At 56.8% G+C, this 16,814-nt stretch carries 18 protein-coding genes; 2 read left to right on the top strand and 16 right to left on the bottom strand.

The window, feature by feature from the left end:
* Positions 1-35: 35 nt before the first annotated feature.
* The 14 genes from relA to rpoE form a co-directional block, all read right to left on the bottom strand.
* The gene (gene relA / locus F451_RS0115030) at positions 36-2,309 is read right to left on the bottom strand and encodes a GTP diphosphokinase (RefSeq protein ID WP_020682212.1); all 2,274 of its coding nucleotides are present in this window, start codon (positions 2,307-2,309) and stop codon (positions 36-38) included.
* Positions 2,310-2,594: 285 nt separating this feature from the next.
* The gene (gene cysM, locus F451_RS0115025; protein WP_020682211.1) at positions 2,595-3,494 is read right to left on the bottom strand and encodes a cysteine synthase CysM; all 900 of its coding nucleotides are present in this window, start codon (positions 3,492-3,494) and stop codon (positions 2,595-2,597) included.
* 75 nt (positions 3,495-3,569) lie between these two features.
* On the bottom strand, positions 3,570-3,950 hold the full coding sequence (locus F451_RS0115020; RefSeq protein ID WP_020682210.1) for a holo-ACP synthase: 381 nt from the start codon (positions 3,948-3,950) through the stop codon (positions 3,570-3,572).
* On the bottom strand, positions 3,947-4,717 hold the full coding sequence (gene pdxJ, locus F451_RS0115015; protein ID WP_205624022.1) for a pyridoxine 5'-phosphate synthase: 771 nt from the start codon (positions 4,715-4,717) through the stop codon (positions 3,947-3,949). Before pdxJ ends, F451_RS0115020 begins: the two co-directional genes overlap by 4 nt.
* A 19-nt stretch (positions 4,718-4,736) precedes the next feature.
* Positions 4,737-5,462 carry a DNA repair protein RecO gene (gene recO / locus F451_RS0115010; RefSeq protein ID WP_020682208.1) on the bottom strand — a complete coding sequence of 242 codons (726 nt, stop codon included), beginning with the start codon at positions 5,460-5,462 and terminating at the stop codon, positions 4,737-4,739.
* 98 nt (positions 5,463-5,560) lie between these two features.
* On the bottom strand, positions 5,561-6,493 hold the full coding sequence (gene era, locus F451_RS0115005) for a GTPase Era (RefSeq protein WP_020682207.1): 933 nt from the start codon (positions 6,491-6,493) through the stop codon (positions 5,561-5,563).
* Complete coding sequence (gene rnc / locus F451_RS0115000) at positions 6,486-7,175, bottom strand: ribonuclease III (protein ID WP_020682206.1); 690 nt, start codon at positions 7,173-7,175, stop codon at positions 6,486-6,488. Before rnc ends, era begins: the two co-directional genes overlap by 8 nt.
* Positions 7,172-7,555 carry a DUF4845 domain-containing protein gene (locus F451_RS0114995; protein ID WP_020682205.1) on the bottom strand — a complete coding sequence of 128 codons (384 nt, stop codon included), beginning with the start codon at positions 7,553-7,555 and terminating at the stop codon, positions 7,172-7,174. The genes rnc and F451_RS0114995 overlap by 4 nt, the downstream gene beginning before the upstream one ends.
* Before the next feature lie 32 nt (positions 7,556-7,587).
* The gene (gene lepB, locus F451_RS0114990) at positions 7,588-8,400 is read right to left on the bottom strand and encodes a signal peptidase I (protein WP_020682204.1); all 813 of its coding nucleotides are present in this window, start codon (positions 8,398-8,400) and stop codon (positions 7,588-7,590) included.
* Positions 8,401-8,409: 9 nt separating this feature from the next.
* Complete coding sequence (gene lepA / locus F451_RS0114985; RefSeq protein ID WP_020682203.1) at positions 8,410-10,209, bottom strand: translation elongation factor 4; 1,800 nt, start codon at positions 10,207-10,209, stop codon at positions 8,410-8,412.
* A gap of 192 nt (positions 10,210-10,401) precedes the next feature.
* The gene (locus F451_RS0114980) at positions 10,402-11,802 is read right to left on the bottom strand and encodes a DegQ family serine endoprotease (RefSeq protein WP_020682202.1); all 1,401 of its coding nucleotides are present in this window, start codon (positions 11,800-11,802) and stop codon (positions 10,402-10,404) included.
* Positions 11,803-11,825: 23 nt separating this feature from the next.
* Complete coding sequence (locus F451_RS0114975; RefSeq protein WP_020682201.1) at positions 11,826-12,260, bottom strand: SoxR reducing system RseC family protein; 435 nt, start codon at positions 12,258-12,260, stop codon at positions 11,826-11,828.
* Positions 12,261-13,115 carry a MucB/RseB C-terminal domain-containing protein gene (locus tag F451_RS26775; protein ID WP_020682200.1) on the bottom strand — a complete coding sequence of 285 codons (855 nt, stop codon included), beginning with the start codon at positions 13,113-13,115 and terminating at the stop codon, positions 12,261-12,263.
* 43 nt (positions 13,116-13,158) lie between these two features.
* Complete coding sequence (gene rpoE / locus F451_RS0114965) at positions 13,159-13,746, bottom strand: RNA polymerase sigma factor RpoE (protein WP_020682199.1); 588 nt, start codon at positions 13,744-13,746, stop codon at positions 13,159-13,161.
* 259 nt (positions 13,747-14,005) lie between these two features.
* On the opposite strand from rpoE, the gene nadB reads away from it, so the two are divergent.
* A complete protein-coding gene (gene nadB / locus F451_RS0114960) occupies positions 14,006-15,616 on the top strand; it encodes an L-aspartate oxidase (protein WP_020682198.1) in 1,611 nt (536 codons plus the stop codon).
* Here the strand turns inward: nadB and F451_RS28840 are convergent.
* Positions 15,585-15,989 (bottom strand): hypothetical protein, encoded by a 405-nt coding sequence (locus F451_RS28840; RefSeq protein ID WP_420835278.1) that lies wholly within the window; start codon positions 15,987-15,989, stop codon positions 15,585-15,587. The two genes, nadB and F451_RS28840, sit on opposite strands and share 32 nt — an antisense overlap.
* 22 nt (positions 15,990-16,011) lie before the next feature.
* On the bottom strand, positions 16,012-16,266 hold the full coding sequence (locus F451_RS0114950; RefSeq protein ID WP_026291792.1) for an FAD assembly factor SdhE: 255 nt from the start codon (positions 16,264-16,266) through the stop codon (positions 16,012-16,014).
* Positions 16,267-16,605: 339 nt separating this feature from the next.
* On the opposite strand from F451_RS0114950, the gene F451_RS28715 reads away from it, so the two are divergent.
* On the top strand, positions 16,606-16,814 hold a 209-nt coding region (locus tag F451_RS28715), incomplete at its 3' end, for a transposase (RefSeq protein ID WP_156826507.1).

The raw sequence follows: 16,814 nt of genomic DNA, 5'->3' as shown, positions 1-16,814 counted from the left end.
CATTCTCTGTAGAGGGGCTCATCAGGTCGCTCCTGTCAGGTAGTGAAGCCGCTGCGTTGACGGTGCACGTCAATGACGTTGGGTATCTGGTTTATCTTGTCCATGATGCGGCCAAGCATCTCAAGGCGGGAAATCTCCACCGTGATCGACAGCCGCGCCACATTGCTTTTGGAATCCGTCAGGGTATTGGCGGCCAGCACATTGAGGTTGCTGTTGGCCAGTTCCATCATGATGTCACGCAGCAACCCAGAGCGGTCGTAGGCCTCGATGAAGATATCCACCGGGTAGGTTGCCTCACCCTCTTCGCCCCAGTCGACCTCGATCATGCGCTCCCTTTCATGCTCGCGCAGCGCCAAGGCGTTACTGCAGTCTTCGCGGTGGACCGACACCCCTCGACCCTGGGTTATATAACCGACAATCTGGTCCCCCGGTACCGGCTTGCAGCAGGATGCCATCGTCGTGAGCAGGTTGCCCACGCCGCGAATCCGAATGCGGTCGTCACCCTTGACCTTGGCAGTGCTGATCGCCGGCAGTGCCAGATCCAGCTGCTCGTCGGTGTGCTCAACTTCAACCTGTCGCTGGGCCGCATTGATGATCTGCGACAGACGCAAATCCCCCGCGCCCAGCCCGGCAAACATGTCTTCAGCCTGACGATAACTCAGCTCATGGGCAATCCGTTCCAGATTGATTTCCCTGATATCCAGCGCCAGGCGCTTGAACTCGCGCTCGACAATATGCCGGCCAGCTTCCGCGTTCTGATCCCGCGCCTGTTCCTTGAACCAGTGCGCAATCTTGGCCCTTGCTCTGGACGTGGTCACATAGCCCAGGTTGGTGTTGAGCCAGTCCCGTCGCGGTCGCTCTTCGTTCGCGGTCATGATTTCAACCTGATCGCCCGTTTTCAGGGGGCGGGTCAGGGGAATGATGCGCCCGTTAACCTTGGCGCCGCGACAGCGATGTCCGATCTCGGTATGGACACGGTAGGCGAAGTCCAACGCCGTGGCACCATGGGGCAGATCCAGCACGTGGCCCTCGGGCGTGAAGACATAGACTCGATCCTGCGTCACATCGCCACGCAACATGTCGCCGAAAGCTTCGCTTTGGCCCAGGTCATCGTGCCATTCCAGAACCTGACGCAGCCAGGCGATCTTGTCCTCATAGGACGAACTGCGACTATTAAGATCGGTCCCCTTGTAGAGATGGTGCGCACAGACACCGAGTTCCGCTTCTTCATGCATCGCATGGGTGCGAATCTGAATTTCCAGCACCTTGCCTTCCGGGCCGATCACCGCGGTATGCAGAGAGCGGTATCCGTTGGGCTTGGGCGAGGCGATGTAGTCATCGAATTCATGCGGAATATTGCGCCACAGGCCGTGAACGATGCCAAGCGCGGTATAGCAGTCGCGGGTTTCCGGCACCAGAATACGTACCGCCCGCACATCGTAGACCTGACTGAACTCGATGTTCTTGCGCTGCATTTTGCGCCAGATGCTGTAGATATGCTTTGCTCGCCCCATCACCTGACCGTCAATGTTAACGGCTTTCAGATCCTGCTTGAGCTTGGCGACAACGGTATTGATGAATTCCTGCCGATCCAGCCGCTTCTCATCCAGCAGCGTGGCGATGTCCTTGTAGTCATTAGGCTTGAGATAACGGAACGACAGATCTTCAAGTTCCCACTTGATATGCCCGATACCCAGCCGGTGCGCCAGCGGTGCATAGATGTCGAAGACTTCACGCGCGACAAGATAGCGTTTGCGACGAGTACCGGTCTTTACGCCGCGAATGGCGCAGGTGCGCTCGGCAATCTTGATCAGCGCGACCCGCACATCGTCGATCATCGCCACCAGCATCTTGCGGACGTTATCGACCTGGTTCGAGCCCGTGCCCAGAACGCCTTCTTCAAAGCGGGGGTTTTTGCGGGTACCGATCGCCGCCATCTGCAGCACGCCGTCAATGAGCTGTGCCGCCTCGGCACCGAATTTGTCGCTAACCTGCTTGAGAGAAAGTTTGTTCTCGCGCACCGCGCGGTACAGAATGGCCGCCACCAGGGTCACCGAATCCTGCTGCAACTCGGCCAGGATGTTGGCCATGTCCAGGCCCGTGCGGTAACTGCCAAGGCTGGTCTTTGACCACATATCATCTTCGTTTACCGCATGCGCGCGCTGCTCAGCGGCCTTGGCCATCTCGCAGGCCTGGCGGATCTGACTGATATCGGTAATGTCGACCTGCCGCTGCAGATTTAGCAGCCACAGGTCCAGATCCACGGTGCCATCCTCTCGAATGGGATGATCTTCTCTGACTTTCACCATGGCAGAGCCACTCCTATAGTCTGGAAGCCGTTGACGGGAATCCGGGGAACAACCTGAGCCCGGTCCCATCGCGTCGGCTTGCCATGAATCTCTGCTATTTATTTTTCTTCGGGGCCAAGTACACCTGACAATACCTAGAAAAAAATGGCCCCTGCCAACAAGCGGCACATTCTAGTCGTTATGACCTGTGTTCGCGAGCAAGTTCAATGTACGGCTAACCCCCCGGACTGACATTCACACGAATGTCAGTGTGACGTCCCAGCACGGTGCGCTCGCTAGCAAGGTCTATGCCTGACTGTAGACACCGGTCGACAGATAACGATCACCCCGGTCACAGATAATGCAGACGATCACCGCATTCTCCAGTTGAGCCGACAGGCGCAAGGCGCCGGCAACGGCCCCGCCCGACGAGACGCCGCAAAAGATACCTTCCTGGCGTGCCAGCGCACGCATACAGTCTTCAGCTTCGCGCTGCTCGATGTCCAGCACCTGATCCACCCGCGCCGGGTCGAAGATCTTGGGCAGGTAAGCCTGGGGCCAGCGCCGTATGCCCGGAATCTGCGAACCGTCGCTGGGTTGCAACCCGATCACCTGGATATTCGGATTCTGCTCTTTCAGGTAACGGGACGTCCCCATAATGGTGCCCGTGGTACCCATGGAAGACACAAAATGGGTCACGCGGCCATGGGTCTGCTGCCAGATTTCCGGACCGGTCCCCAGGTAATGCGAATCCGGATTGTCCAGATTGGCGAACTGGTCCAGCACCCGTCCTTTGCCGGCCGCTTCCATTTGTTCCGCCAGGTCACGCGCTCCTTCCATACCCTGTTCCGGCGTAACCGTAATGAGCTCTGCACCGTAGGCCGTCATGGACGACTTGCGCTCGGCACTGGCGTTGTCCGGCATGATCAGAATCAGCTTGTAACCCTTGATGGCTGCCGCCATGGCGAGCGCGATCCCCGTATTGCCCGAAGTGGCCTCAATGAGCGTATCCCCCGGACGAATATCACCGCGAGATTCTGCTTGCTGAATCATGCTCAGAGCCGGACGGTCCTTGACCGAGCCCGCCGGGTTATTGCCCTCAAGCTTGCACAGAATAATATTCGAGGTATCGCCCGGCAGGCGCTGCAACCGCACCAGGGGCGTTTTGCCGACATAGTGTTCAATGGTTGGGAATTCTGAAGTCATGTCTATCACCGGTGACTAAATACGTAAATTGACGAAACAGGGTGACCCGATCGGCGAACTGAGCACCCGTTAGGCTCAGGCATTCTGCTCGGCGACCACAAAAGCGACTATGAGCTGCTGCTCATCGCTGTAGGACAGGTGCAGGCGACTCACCCCCAGCTCGAGCGCACGGGCCTCGGCGCCCCCCGTGAGATGCAAACAGGGCTTGCCCAGGGCATCGTGTCCGATTTCAAGGTGCTGCCAGCTCACACCACGACCAATACCCGTACCCAGCGCCTTGACTGCCGCCTCCTTGGCCGCAAAACGCTTGGCCAGATACCGCGCCTGGTCCCTGCTGGTGGTGAACCCTGCCAGCTCCTGCGGCCTCAGGATCCGTTCCGCCAGGCCGGGGGTACGGGCAAGGGCCTTGGCTATGCGGTCAATCTGTACCAGATCGGTACCGATACCGGCGATCATCGGCTCAGCGCATCCCGCTGCGACTGCACCCGCACCTGGGTTTCCAGCATCAGCCTGCGCATCTCCGCAACCGCATCCTTGAGGCCGACAAAGAGCGCGCGGGCAATCAGGCCATGACCAATATTAAGCTCGTTCAGCTCGGGAATTTCAGCAATCTGCTCGACATTGTGATAGTGCAGGCCATGCCCCGCATTCACGATCAGACCCTGCTCCCACGCATAGCGGGCGGCATCACGAATGCGTGCAAGCTCCGCCCGCTGCGCCTTTGACGTCGTCGCATCGGCATAGGCGCCGGTGTGCAGTTCGATAACCGGAGCACCGCAGCGCACTGTCGCATCAATCTGCGCGCGATCGGGATCGATAAACAGCGAAACCTCGATACCGGCTGCCGCAAGGCGGTCGCAGGCAGCCTTCATCTTGCTTTCCTGCCCAGCGACATCGAGGCCACCTTCGGTGGTCAGTTCTTCGCGCTTTTCCGGTACCAGGCAGCTGTGCGCCGGACGAATCTCTTCCGCAAAAGCCAGCATTTCGTCGGTGACGGCCATTTCCAGATTCATACGGGTCTGCAGGGTTTCCTTCAAGAGGCGAATATCTCGCTCCTGAATGTGACGCCGGTCCTCACGCAAATGCACCGTAATGCCGTCGGCACCAGCCTCTTCGGCCAGCAGCGCAGCCTGCACGGGGTCCGGATAGCGGGTGCCCCGAGCTTGGCGCAGGGTAGCGATATGATCGATGTTGACTCCCAGCAGCAAGCGGCTTGGCTCAATCACATTTATCTCCTTTCATTCAAGAGTGCCCTGCGCCAATGCCCGCAGGCTCGGCAGGACGCTGAAAAAGTTCACGGCTTCTCAATGCCTTGCCGCCCAGCATCTGATCAAGTGCCAGACGCATCAGCCTTTTGGCCGCCCGGCGAGTATGCGGCTCGCTATAGTCATCTTCGCCAATGGCCAGCAACTGCTCACCGACAAAACAACGCTGCCGCTCGGTATCGGTGGGTGCGACAACAGTCTGCAGCCCGCCTTCGGGTCTTAAAACGTATAATGCTCGGGCGTCAAGACCACTCAGTTCCAGCGCATAACCCAGCTCGCTCAGCAAATGCCGCTCGAAGGTACGCAGTGCTCCCTCGATGTCCTGCCCTGAGAGCAGCTCGTTAAGCGCATACTGGTAGTAGACGTAAAGTCTGGGATGGGGGTCGATCGGCTGCAGCAGGCGCTGCAACAACTCGTTGAGATAGAGCCCGCACAACAGGGCCCGCCCCTGCAGAAACACCGGTGGCGCAACGGCCTCGGCCTGGCTGAGAGTCTTCAGCTCGCTGCGCCCGGACCAGCCCAGCTGCAGCGGAACGAAAGACTGAATACTGGCACGGGACCGGGAGCCCGGGCGACGTGCACCGCGGGCAACGAGACTGACCTTGCCGTACTCCAGCGTAAAGCAGTCTACCAGCAAGCTGGTATCACGGTAGGGACGGGCATGCAGCACATAAGCGGCCTGCCCGTCGAGGCGATAGTCCATCAGCAGTGCTCAGTATTCATGACAAGGCTCGAACGTGGAGCATGCAGGCCATCGATAACGGTACAGATCGCCGCCGGGGCGCTCTGCAGGCTACATGCTTAGTCGTCATAACCCAGGCTGCGCAACGCCCGGTCGTCATCGGCCCAGCCCTTGCGTACCTTGACCCAGAGATTAAGCATGACCTTGCTGTCAAACATGCGCTCCATGTCCAGCCGGGCATCCCGCCCGATGGTCTTCATGCGCGCACCCTTGTCGCCAATCACGATACGTTTTTGCCCTTCCCGCTCGACCAGAATCAGCGCGCTGATCGTCAGCAGGCCGTACTCGTCCTGGACAAACTGCTCAATCTCGACCGTCGTGCCGTAGGGAATTTCCTCCCCCAGGTTACGCATCAGCTTTTCGCGCACCAGCTCGGCGGCGACAAAGCGCGAGCTGCGGTTAGTAATCTGATCCTCTGGATAGTAATGCTCGCCGGCAGGCATATGCTGCTCGACCAGCGTTTCCAGGCGCGGCACGTTGTGTCCGTTCTTGGCGGAGATGGGGATGACTTCAGCAAATTCCCGTTTGGCAGTGATCATCTCCAGGTGCGGCAAAAGCTCCGCCTTGTCCTTGAGCTGATCAACCTTGTTAACCACCAGCACTACCGGGCAGCGTACCCAGGTGAGCTTCTCCAGCACCAGATCGTCTTCATCGGTCCAGGCGGTACGATCAACCAGAAATATCACCAGGTCGACATCGCGTACTGCATCCGCGGCGGTCTTGTTCATGTAGCGGTTCAACGCCTTGCCCTGATCCCGGTGCAGGCCCGGCGTGTCAACGTAAATGACCTGCAGGTCATCTTCCGTCTTGATACCCAGAATCTGGTGCCGCGTGGTCTGAGGCTTACGCGAGGTAATACTCAGTTTCTGGCCAAGAATATGGTTTAGCAGCGTCGACTTGCCTACATTGGGTCGTCCAACGATTGCAACGAAGCCGCAGCGCTGGTCACCGTCGTAAGACTCGCCTTCTGGCATTTCAAAGTCGTCACTCATGCGCCTTCTCCACCTGCAGTCCCACCAGAGCAAGTCTCGCAGCCTCCTGCTCCGCCTGCCGGCGACTGTTGCCGACACCTTCGCTGGGAGCGCTCAAACCGGTCACATGGCAACGTATAAAAAACGTCTGGGAGTGCGCTTCGCCATCAACAGCCACCAGCTCATAATCAGGCAGGGCAAGGCGTCTCGACTGCAGGTGCTCCTGCAGACGTGTCTTGGCATCTTTCAGCGATTCGTTCAGATCGAGCTCATGCAGCCGTTCCTCAAACCAGCGATGAATAAAGCCTCGGCAGGTTTCCAGGTCGCTATCCAGATAGATGGCGCCCATCACGGCCTCGGTAGCATCGGCCAGGATGGAATCGCGTCGAAAGCCACCGCTTTTCAGCTCACCGGAACCCAGGCGCAGGTAATCGCCCAGGTTCAGTTCACGGGCAATCTCGGCCAGGGTTTCACCCTTGACCAACCGCGCCCGAAGCCGGCTCAGCTGGCCTTCGCGCGCCTGCGGAAACTGCCTGAACAGTGCATCTGCGATGACAAAATTGACAATGGAATCGCCAAGAAACTCGAGCCGCTCATTGTTGCGCTTGCCGCAGCTGCGGTGGGTGAGTGCGAGTTCCAGCAGGGACGGATCGTTAAAGGTATAGCCCAGGCGCCGGCTAAGATCTGTGGTCGGTTTGATCAAGGTTTTATAACTTCGTAATGCTCATTAAATTTAACCACGGCATCCACGTTATAAAACATCGGAACCCGCTCTTCGTAGACAAGATCAAAATGAATCTTGCCGTCTATATTTTCAATCTTCAGGAAGTCTTCGCGCGAAAGGTCTGTACGGACTTGGTTAATAGTAGCCCGGCTACTGATGGTACTTCGAATTGAACGTGAATCCCTGCCCACAAGATCAGGATCGTAGATCACATTCTCGAGAATGGATTTAACGGTGGCGTGATCCTTGTATGGCGTAAACAGCTTAAACCCAACGGCCAGAAATACGCCGACCATGATCATCACTATCAGGATAGAGACAAACGACGCACCCTGTTCCCTCTTCGCTGCCTTGATCATAACAATCCCCTATTCATCAGGCTGATACACAATTACTTGATCAGACGCACATCACCGAACGACGGAAGACTGAAAAAGGTTTCCCAGTGCATCCAGACGGCGAAAGCCTTGCCTACCAGCAGCTCGTCCGGTACGAAGCCCCAGTAACGGCTGTCATTGCTGTTGTCACGGTTGTCACCCATGACAAAGTACTGCCCTTGCGGCACCACCCACTCTCCGACGATTCCGCTACTGGCAACGTCATGGTAGACCTGGTGCTGGATGCCGTCCAGATTCTCCGTCAGCAGCAACTGCTCTGGCTTAAGCGGCGGAAGTTGCGCCAAGAGCTGCTGTGCCTGCGGCTTACCGTTCACGAACAGCATCTTGTTCTGATAGCGGATTCGATCCCCCGGCAGGCCGATGACGCGCTTGATGTAATTGATCGAAGGGTCACGCGGGTACTTGAACACAACGACATCCCCGGCCTTGGGGTCGTTAAGCTCGACGACTTTTGTATTCAGCACGGGCAGGCGCAAACCATAGTGGTATTTATTCACCAGAATAAAGTCACCAATGTTCAGGGTCGGCAGCATGGAACCCGACGGGATCTGAAATGGCTCAACCAGAAAGGAGCGCAGCATCAGCACCACGAAGAGCACAGGAAAGAGGGAACGGGAAAAATCGATCCAGCCGGGCACGTGGTTAAGCTTGCTAAGCGCATCCTGCGAGAGGCCTCCGGCCAGCTGCAGCTCGGCCTTCTGAACTCGGGCACTGCGGGCCGGCGCCAACCAGAATTTATCAACACACCAGCCGATTGCGGCCAGGAAGGTCGCAACCACGAGTACCAAAGCAAAATCGAAATTCATCGTCTGTCCTTAACTGTCAACTTTCAGTACGGCGAGGAAAGCATCCTGCGGAATTTCGACCCGACCGACCTGTTTCATGCGCTTCTTGCCTTCTTTCTGCTTGGAGAGCAATTTTTTCTTGCGGCTTACGTCACCGCCATAGCACTTGGCCAGCACGTTCTTGCGCAGCGCCTTCACTGTGGTACGGGCTATAACCTTGCCACCGAGCGCCGCCTGAATCGCCACGTCGAACATCTGACGCGGAATCAACTCCTTCATCTTTTCGCACAACTGGCGGCCACGGTATTCGGCATTATCCTTGTGCAGGATGACCGCCAGGGCATCGACCTTCTCGCCGTTAATGAGGATATCCATGCGCACCAGGCGGGCCGCTTCGAAACGGATAAAGTTGTATTCCAGTGATGCATAGCCGCGACTGACAGACTTAAGCCGGTCAAAAAAGTCGAGTACAACCTCGGCCATGGGCAGCTCATACTTCACCTGCACTTGTCGCCCGACATAGTGCATGTTTTTCTGAACGCCTCGTTTTTCAACGCACAGGCCAATTACCTGCCCCAGGAACTCCTGCGGCACCAGTATATTGGCCTCCACGATGGGCTCGCGCATTTCGCGCACCGCCCCAGGGTCCGGCAGTTTGGACGGGCTGTCGATGTGTACCACTTCGCCGCTGTTGAGCTCAAGCTCATAGACAACGGTGGGGGCCGTCGTCACAAGGTCCAGATCGTACTCACGCTCCAGCCGCTCCTGGATGATTTCCATGTGCAGCATGCCCAGAAAGCCACAGCGGAAACCAAAGCCCAGCGCATCAGAAGTTTCAGGCTCGAAAAACAGCGACGCATCGTTAAGCGTCAGTTTGTCCAGAGCGTCACGAAAATCCTGGTAGTCATCCGCGTCGGTCGGAAACAACCCGGCATACACCTGCGGCTGGACCTTTTGAAAGCCCGGCAGCGTGGGCGTATCGGGCGTCTTGGCGTGGGTCAGGGTATCCCCGACCGGGGCGCCGTGAATATCCTTGATGCCGGCGATTATGTAGCCGACCTCCCCCGCCTTGAGTTCATTGGTCGGCGTCTGCTTGGGCGTAAAGATACCCACCTGATCAACGGGATAGGACAGCCCGGTGGATTTCACCAGAACCTTTTCCTTGCGACGCAAAACACCGTGCTTAACCCGTACCAGAGAGACAACCCCCTGATACTTGTCGAACCAGGAATCGATAATCAGCGCCTGCAGCGGCCCATCCAGGTCGCCAACCGGCGCCGGAATGTGTTCAATCAGCGCCTCCAGCACATCGCCAACCCCCATGCCACTCTTGGCTGAGCAGGCAACAGCGTTACTGGCGTCGATACCGATAACTTCTTCGATCTCTTCACGCACGCGTTCAGGTTCAGCCTGGGGCAGGTCCATCTTGTTCAGGATGGGCAGCACTTCCAGTCCCTGTTCCAGGGCCGTGTAACAGTTGGCGACTGACTGGGCTTCTACGCCCTGAGCGGCATCCACCACCAGTAATGCACCTTCGCAGGCGGCAAGAGAACGAGACACCTCATAGGAGAAATCGACGTGCCCGGGGGTGTCGATGAAGTTCAGCTGATAGGTTTCTCCATTCTTGGCCGTGTATTTGAGCGTTACACTCTGGGCCTTGATCGTGATGCCACGCTCGCGTTCCAGCTCCATCGAGTCCAGAACCTGAGCGGCCATTTCCCGCTCAGCCAGACCACCACAGGTCTGAATGAAGCGGTCGGCCAGGGTCGATTTACCGTGGTCGATATGGGCGATGATGGAGAAGTTGCGAATATGATCGAGATTGCTCACGTGTAGGATACTCGGGATCAGCAGACCCTGGATGTTAGGGCGATAATTCAAAGCGACGAAGTTTACCGTATTTACCGCAGCTCGGCTATCGAATGCATGCGGCCTGCAAGACCTCTGCGCTGGACGGATTCGGTCAAAACTGACAACTGACGACAACCAAAACGAAGCAGGGGCCCGGCAGGCCCCTGTCTGTCATTGCTCGAGCTTGAGGGGAATAAACATCGGACTGCCGCGACGCACAATGCGCAGTGGCACCGGCCGATCCACGGGGAGGTCTTCCAGCGCCTGTTCGAACTGTTTCACACTCTCAATAACTTCACCGTTGACCATGGTAATCACATCCTCGGCCACGAGCCCTGCATCAGCGCCAGCCCCCGGATTTACCGCGCGGATAACAACCCCTGAGCGCAGGTTCCACTTTTCCTTGCGTTCATGATCCAGCTCGCCAACCACCAGGTTAAGTCGGTTGCTCTTGTACTCACCGGTATGGCCGGAGGCTGCAAGCTGATCGCTATTCTCAGGCAGTGCCTCAATAGTGACATCAAGCTCTTCATGCTTGCCGTTACGCACAATATCAATTGAGACGGACTCGCCGGGTTTGACGCGGCCCACCTGAGGCGGGAGGTCTGAGGACAAATCGATATCCCTGCCATCAAAACGGTAAATCACATCCCCTTCCATAAAGCCTGCCTTCTCAGCCGGGCTTCCAGGCAGCACCTTTGCAATCAAGGCACCGGCAGGTTTATCCAGTCCGAAAGATTCAGCCAGATCACGGCTCACTTCCTGAATAATTACGCCCAGCCAGCCGCGTGTAACATGCCCCTGGCTCTTGAGCTGTTCGGCAACATCTATCGCGACATCGATTGGAATAGCGAAGGACAACCCCATAAAGCCGCCCGAACGGGTGTAAATCTGTGAATTTATACCGACAACTTCACCATTCAGGTTAAATAGCGGACCACCGGAGTTACCCGGATTGATCGCCACATCGGTCTGGATAAAGGGGACATAGGTCTCGTTGGCCAATGCTCGCTCGGTAGCACTGACAATTCCGGCGGTCACCGAATGGTCAAATCCAAACGGCGACCCGATCGCCAGAACCCACTCCCCCGCTTCCAGTGCTTCAGAGGAACCTATGCGTACACTCGGCAAATCAGTCGCATCAATCTTCAGCACAGCCACATCGGAGCGCTCATCGGAACCAATCACCTGTGCCTCAAGCTCACGCCTGTCACTGAGGCGAACCAGCACTTTCCCCGCGCCCTTGACCACATGATGATTGGTAAGGATGTAACCATCATCACTAATGACAAATCCGGAACCTAGCGAACGCGGCGCAGGACGTGGCTGATCTCCCAGCTCCGGAAACTGCTTAAAAAAATGCCTGAACATCTCCGGAATCTGTTCAGCATCAGGCCCTTCAAAAGGGTTCAGGGCAGACCCCTGACCGCTCTTCTCTTTAGGTACCGTACTGATATTGACCACTGCGGGCGCTGCTTCCTTTACCAGACTTTTAAAATCAGGCAATTCCGCATGCGCAGGAAACCACACCAGGCACAACAAAATACTGAATACTATTTTTATCGACTGCATGGATTCAAACCTTTGAGGGCACACTAGATAATATTCATCAGTACAGGCTGGTAACGACAGGAGCGCGCCAGACGCTGTCCGGCACTTCTGGCTAGCCACAACCCTGCAGCCAAGCCAGCGAAACTAGCTACAACAGAGGGCAGCTCAGACGTGCCATAAAAAGAGCCCAGATAACCACCCAGAAAAAGCAAGACCAGCGGCAGGGTGTACAACAGAATGGAGGCTTGCAGGAAGCTGCCTTCTTCAATGCCAACCCTGACCCTGTCACCGACCCTCGCCACAAGGCCGTGGGGATTATCAATCAGCAGGCGCTCACTGCGTTTACTGGCGTATTCCGCCAATGCACGCTGACCGCAACCTTTGCTGGCGCTGCAGCTCTGACAAGCGCCAGTCCGGTCAGACTCAACCCAGATACCCCCGGCATCCACCGCGACAACAATCGCCTCTTCTTCCATCATTTAATTGCGCGCCTGAACCGAGGCGGCAATGCGATCAGCGACCATCAATGGCACATCACCCACCACCGTAACAAAATCGTCCCCACGACGCTTGCCGACCGCAATCATGTCTTTTGACTGAGCAGCACCGGCTGCGACCGTCTGACGTCCGAACGGTTCGATACAGACAGAGACAGAGTGACGTCCGTCGGAAAACAGCATCACCTCGGCATCAGGCATCACTTCGTGCCGCACTTTGGTGAAGCCATCCGGCAGCCACTGGGCGCGCCAACCGGGCTGCCTGGCGCCGAGCATGTGCTGATGCTGGTTGATATAGCGTTCAAGCCCACGAGACAGTCGTATCACGTCCGCCTGCGGTACGCCCTGAGTGGCGTAACTGCTTTCATGCCCGTAGCGGGCACGTACGAAATCTTCGGAACTGCCGAGCGAGGGCAACACGTACTGTGGCTGATTGCTCGCAACCGTGTTTACCGGTTCCGCATTAAAGCCCTGCACGCCAAGAATTACCGCAGCGGTAACCGAGGCTGCTGTAGCCATGCTTATCAGCGGCTTCCAATAGCGCCCGCTGTCGACCTTGCGAGGAGCGACCACTCCCTGTTCATCCTGCCTGCCGGTATCAGCCGCAGGCTCGGGCTCTACAGCTGCACTGTCAATCTGAGCCATAATGCCCGCGCTGATATCGGCAAATACCGTATCCCGTTCACCTTTCAGGGCCGACCGCGTCAGATGGTAGCGGCGCCACTTTTCACCCAGTGCCGGCTGCTCATCCAGAGTAGATAACAGTCGGCGCATCTCAAAGTCACTGGCCTCTCCGTCCACAAGCGCCGACAGGGTATCGTTGAACTGATCACTCATGGTTATCCCTCAAACACATTCTCATGTTCCCGGCGGATGTCCGTTAATCCGCAAGAAAAGGCACTATCTCTTTATCGATCGCCTCTCGCGCCCTGAAAATACGGGAACGTACTGTCCCCACCGGGCAATCCATGACATTGGCGATATCTTCGTAACTCAAACCATCGAACTCACGTAACGTCAGCGCCACCCGAAGATCCTCGGGCAACTTATCGAGCACACGCTTAACGATGGCTTCCAGTTCGTCCCTGTAAAGATTGTTCTCGGGACTTTCAATATCCTTGAGCTCACTGTCTCCGCCGAAATAATGTGCATCCTCGACCGTCACATCGACATCCGGCGGGCGGCGCCCTTTCGCAACCAGGTGGTTTTTAGCCGTGTTAATCGCAATTCGGTACAACCACGTATAAAAAGCACTGTCGCCACGGAATTTCGGCAAGGCTCGATACGCCTTTATGAAAGCTTCCTGGGCCACGTCAAGTGCTTCATGCTGGTCATACACATAACGCCCAATCAAGCCGATAATCTTGTGCTGGTACTTTTTCACCAGCAAATCATAGGCTCGACTATCACCCGCCTGCACACGTTTCACCAGCTGCCCGTCAATCGCGCTCTGACTCTCGTTTGACACTCCAGATCCTTATGTTCCAAGGTACTACTCCCCTTAAAGCAGGGGATTTAATGACGAGAGTATGGCTGTGGCGACTACGTCATTGCAACCTCTCAAGAGCCGGGTATCGCAAGCTACTCAATATGAACCGTGCGTGAATGGTTAGTTCCGGCCAATTATCAAAAATATCCCGCGAACTGACACAAAAGGTTCACGCCCACCGCCCCTGCATTGCATAATTACCTTTAGGCATCCCGCACTAAAGTTTTCAAGGTTGAGCATGGCCAGCGAACATATACATGACGTTTTGATCATCGGTAGCGGAGCTGCCGGCCTTACGCTGGCCCTGCAGCTTCCCGCGGAGTTACGCGTCGCAGTTTTAAGCAAGGGACAGCTCACCAGCGGCTCGACTTGGCTCGCCCAGGGTGGCATTGCGGCGGTGCTGGATGAGGGGGACACACCCGAGGCCCACTACATTGACACCATGACTGCCGGGGCAGACCTGAGCCGCCCACAAGCGGTCGAGTACACCGTGACCCAGGGTAATCGCAGCATCCAGTGGCTGATTGAGCAGGGAGTGCCCTTTACTCGCGAAAACAGCCACCTGCACCTGACGCAGGAAGGTGGTCATTCTCACCGACGTATTATCCATGCTGCCGACGCGACCGGGAAAGCCGTTCAGGAAACATTGATTCAGCAGGCCCAGTCTGCCAGCAACATCACCCTGTTCGAAAACTGTATTGCCGTTGACCTGATTACCCGTGACAAGCTGCGCCTGCCCAACAAGCGTTGCGTCGGCGCCTATGTACTGGACAGCAAATCCGGCGAGGTCCAGCTTTTCCGAGCCGGCCAGGTCGTACTCGCCACCGGTGGAGCCTCCAAGGCCTACCTTTACACCAGCAACTCGGATGGTGCCTCGGGAGATGGTATTGCCATGGCCTGGCGATCAGGCGCCCGGGTTGCCAACATGGAATTCAACCAGTTCCACCCGACCTGCCTGTACCATCCGCAGGCCAAGTCGTTCCTTGTATCCGAGGCCGTGCGTGGAGAAGGCGGGCACCTGCTACTGCCGGACGGCGAACGTTTCATGCTACGTTTTGATGAACGCGGCGAGCTGGCGCCCCGTGATATCGTCGCCAGAGCCATCGACCACGAAATGAAACGCCTGGGCTGCGACTGCCTGTATCTCGACATATCCCACAAGCCCGCTGACTTTATCAAGAGCCACTTCCCGACCATTTACAAGAAGTGCCTGGAGCTCGGCATCGACATAACACGCCACCCCATTCCCATAGTGCCGGCGGCGCACTACACCTGTGGCGGCATCATTACCGATATTCATGGACGCACCGATATACCAGGCCTCTATGCCATCGGAGAAACCGCCTTTACCGGCCTGCATGGCGCAAACCGCCTGGCGTCCAACTCCTTACTGGAATGCCTGGTATTTGCCAATGCGGTCGCGACCGACATAGCCGCCAACCAGACAGTGTCTCCGGACAGCAGCATCAGCATCCCTGCCTGGGACTCATCCCAGGTCACCGACTCGGACGAGGACGTCATCATTTCCCACAACTGGGAAGAGCTGCGCCGTTTCATGTGGGACTATGTTGGAATCGTCAGAACCAACAAGCGCCTGCAGCGCGCCAAACACCGGGTAGACCTGCTACAACAGGAAATCACGGAGTACTACAGCAACTATCGCATCACCCGGGACCTGCTGGAGCTGCGCAACCTTGCACTGGTATCCGACCTGATTATTCGCTCAGCCATGCAGCGCACTGAAAGCCGGGGCCTGCATTACACTCTCGACTACCCTGGCCTTGCGCCCGAGGCACGCGATACCATTCTCACACCCATCAATTATGAGTGGCCTGATCAGGTGCATTGAGCTTCATTGGCGCAAGCCTGGCTATCACGCTCAGGCGCCGGAACGCGGCAATTGTTACGCTATCGGGTAAAAGCACCAGTCGCCTGTGCCGGCCGCCTGCACGAATCCGCAATACAAGCAGCCAACGCCAGGCCAGTATCGATTCCAGCGATTCTGCCGCCACCCAGCCCTGCCCAGGCTCCAAAAGAGCGACACTCTGCAAATCTGCATCCCAGCGCAGCCCCTGAACACCAGCCGCCCGCTGACGATAGCCAATAACGAGGCTGAGGCCCGAAACAGCGATCAGACACAGGATAACAGGCGCTGGAAATACAGACTGAACGAGCAGTACAACGAAGCCCAAGTGGCTCAATAGCTGCAGCCACCAAAGCATATGGGAAGGCTTAATCTCAACCTCAAGCGGGCTGAACACGATCCAGTATCATCTTCACCATGCGCGCAATTTCAGGATCCGAAGCAAGCTCCCGCTGCATGAACCAGACGAACAGATCCTGGTCCTCACACGCAAGCAGCTTCTCAAAGCTTGCCTGATCTTCCAGCGACAGCTGCCTGAATGCCTCATCAACAAAAGGCACCAGCAGCACGTCGAGTTCAAGCATGCCCCGACGGCTTTGCCATCTCAGGCGCCTAATATCTTCATCACTATACATAAAGACTCTCAATACCATTCATGTGAAAGATGCAGGCGTTTTAGCACGTTCAGGCCCAATGGCAAAGCTTGAGATGGTATTTAACTATAGTTTTTCAGGACAAGTACAAAAATAAAGCACTGAAAGTAACGCGAAATAATGCTGCTTTGACGCCAGATACAAAAATGCAGCGACAGAAACGTCAGCGTTGCGCCATTAAATGCCTGGTGCATTACTCGCACGGATGGGATCAGGTGACTTTTTTACGTCGGGTTCTGCGTAAGCGTCCGGCGAACCCGTCTTGAGCCCCCGGCCGGCCGCTGGCGATAGTGTCCACCTATTCATAAGTGGACACCTAATATGACACTGCTAAGACCACCGGAAGCCCCACATAAGCGTCGCCGCTTCACTGCCGAGTTTAAAGCCGGGATCGTGGCGGATTGCCAGCAACCAGGGGCATCGGTCGCCCGGATTGCCCTGGACCACGGACTCAACGCCAACCTGGTCCATAAATGGATCCGAGCGTCGCGGCAACCGTCGCCATCCCCGTCTTTCTTGCCGATCGCGTT

The organism is Marinobacterium rhizophilum DSM 18822, assembly GCF_000378045.1.
GTDB lineage: Bacteria > Pseudomonadota > Gammaproteobacteria > Pseudomonadales > Balneatricaceae > Marinobacterium_A > Marinobacterium_A rhizophilum.
The sequence above is the reverse complement of the archived record's forward strand: the minus strand, read 5'-3'. Positions and strand labels throughout refer to the sequence as shown.